Source organism: Acidithiobacillus sp. TH-A36 (assembly GCF_057473445.1).
Genome location: NZ_JBYCKP010000100.1, coordinates 1 through 2,186, shown reverse-complemented (window position 1 = coordinate 2,186; position 2,186 = coordinate 1). Strand labels below are relative to the sequence as shown.

Annotated in this window: 3 protein-coding genes; all 3 read right to left on the bottom strand. The window is 57.2% G+C overall.

Annotation, left to right across the window (positions count from 1 at the left end; all coding sequences use genetic code 11):
• On the bottom strand, positions 1-1,469 hold a 1,469-nt coding region (gene trbL, locus AC2VLY_RS02895), incomplete at its 3' end, for a P-type conjugative transfer protein TrbL (RefSeq protein WP_486921737.1).
• 18 nt (positions 1,470-1,487) lie between these two features.
• Positions 1,488-1,748: an EexN family lipoprotein gene (locus AC2VLY_RS02890; protein WP_486921736.1), complete on the bottom strand. Its 261-nt coding sequence runs from the start codon at positions 1,746-1,748 to the stop codon at positions 1,488-1,490.
• 12 nt (positions 1,749-1,760) lie between these two features.
• A partial coding sequence (locus AC2VLY_RS02885) for a TrbJ/VirB5 family protein (protein ID WP_486921735.1) occupies positions 1,761-2,186 on the bottom strand: 426 nt, incomplete at its 5' end.

Here is a 2,186-nt window from a genome sequence, read left to right as displayed (position 1 = left end):
TTAGACTGCTTCAGGGCATTGTCAGCAGCCTTCTGGGTGATTTCTCCGCCCTTCCGGGTCATTTGACCGGCTTTCTGCATCCCCTGACCAGCGATATTCATTCCTTTGCCGGCGGCCTTGCCGGCCATTTCCACACCCGCGCCGGCTGCCTGTCCGGCTGCTGCAATCGCCTGTCCAGCCACCGGAATCGCATTGGCAGCCGCTGATGCCCCGCGAATTCCGGCACCGGCCGCACCCGCTGCTGCGGATATGCCCTTGCCTGCTGCCTGCATTCCCGCACCTCCTGCCTGCATGCCGGCACCGGCAGCTTTCATTCCTGCCCCGGTTGCCTGACCACCGAGGCCCTTGAGCGCGGCACTTACACCGCCGCCACTGCCAACTCCACCCACCAGTCCCGAAAGCCCTCCAGAGCCACCACTGATGGCATTCCCCGACCCGGATGCAGCTTTGAGGGTTCTGTTGGCCACCATCGCCGCAGCTCCCAATGCCGCGCCGCCCGCTGCCATGAAGGGTGCGGCAGCCACACCACCAACTGCAGCGGCGGCAGGCATTACATTGCTCATGGACATGGAGGGAGAACCAGACATCAGTGAACCCGCAAAACCCGGAGCCATATAACCAATGACCCCGAAAATCAGGGCACCAAAGCCCACGTTCAGAAAAGGTGTGACCGTATCTCCGGCTTTCATCTGTGCATAGAACGCGGTCATCAGCTGGCCGGATACTTCCGATCCCAGCCCCACAATCAGATAAATCACCATGAGCTTGATGCCGACCTGCACCGCATAACCGATGTACTTCTCGGCAATAGGCAGGGTCCAGCGACTGCCAAACATGCCAGTCAGGACAATGCCGCCGCCTACCACGATATACATCTCGATTGTGGTAATCAGCAGCTGCAGGGCAATCAGGGCAAAAGCCAGAACCATCGTGAGGGCACACAGGCCGATGATGATGGCTGATAGCGTATAGCTGGCAGCGGCGCCACCCGGGTCCGTCACATCCTTCCAGAAGGATGGTGCGAGCTTGGAAAGACTGTTGATGATATTCCCCGCGTCATCCACGCCCAGATTGAAAATCTGGGACGGTGTGGTGGCTGTTGTGCCGCCGGCCTGCTGTCCCAGTTCCATGAAGCTGTGAACGATGTCCGGCACCCATTGGGGAGCCTCTGTCATGAAAGTGTAGAAAAATCCCAGGGTGGTGACTTTCATCATGACTCCCACGAGGACATCACCCACCTCTCCGCCTTTGGCCAGTCGGGTGATGCCCCACCAGACGAACTCCAGTCCTGCCAGGGCAAAAAACAGGTGACTGGCAGCCGTTTCCATGCGTGACATCCAGCTGCCCGAGTTGCCGGAAATGTCGGATTTGATATATCCGAGTACTCCGGCGAGGGCGTCCGGGGTCCAGCAGAAAACCAGAACCCCCAAAACGATGGGATACCAGATGGTTAAAGAGCGTAGTCGCATGGTGATTCCTTGCGGAGATTACATCAGTTTCTGGTCGGCATCTTTCCCGGCGCCACCCAGGAAAGAATGTTGCGCAAAATAATGGGCCACTGGACCCATCACCAGCTTGCAGCTCGCAGATTTGGTTCCCGTTTTCAGGCACCATTTGGCCTGTTCTTCAGCTTGAGGCTCGTGCGCTTTATACCAGTCAGCCGTTTTGCCGGGGTATGGCCCCTGATTGGGGTGCGAGCAGGCCGACAGAGACAATATTATGGGTATCAGTATCCAGCGTTTACGCATCTTTCTTTCTCCTTACATGAGGTTCTGGTCAGCATCATTGCCGGCTCCATTGAGCCAGCCTTTGATGCTCTGCTGTTTCTGATTGGTTTCAATATTTCTGTTCTGTATATATTTCAGCATGGCGCTGTTGCCCTGCATGATGGTCGATTGCAGGCTCTGTATCTGTTCCACCTGCAGTCCTGCAATCTGGTTGGCCGCATCCAGTACCGCCTTGCGGCCGCTGGCCGACTGCCCGGCACTTTCCAGCTGCTGAAGGGTAGCCTGTGTGCTGGCAAAGTTGCTCTCCGTCATATGGTAATCCTGCAGGACGTTCTGGACCTGGTTCTGTTCATCCTGTGACCATTGCGCCAATGATGCCGAATAACCGTTGGGCATCAGCGCACTGACGCCCTGACCATATTCCGCCTGGAATTCCGCCGGAATGTTCTGGGCAGCATA

What these genes read in the sequence shown, in the direction of transcription:
- AC2VLY_RS02890 (WP_486921736.1), bottom strand. Translation starts at nt 1,748, where the DNA reads ATGCGTAAACGCTGGATACTGATACCCATAATATTGTCTCTGTCGGCC.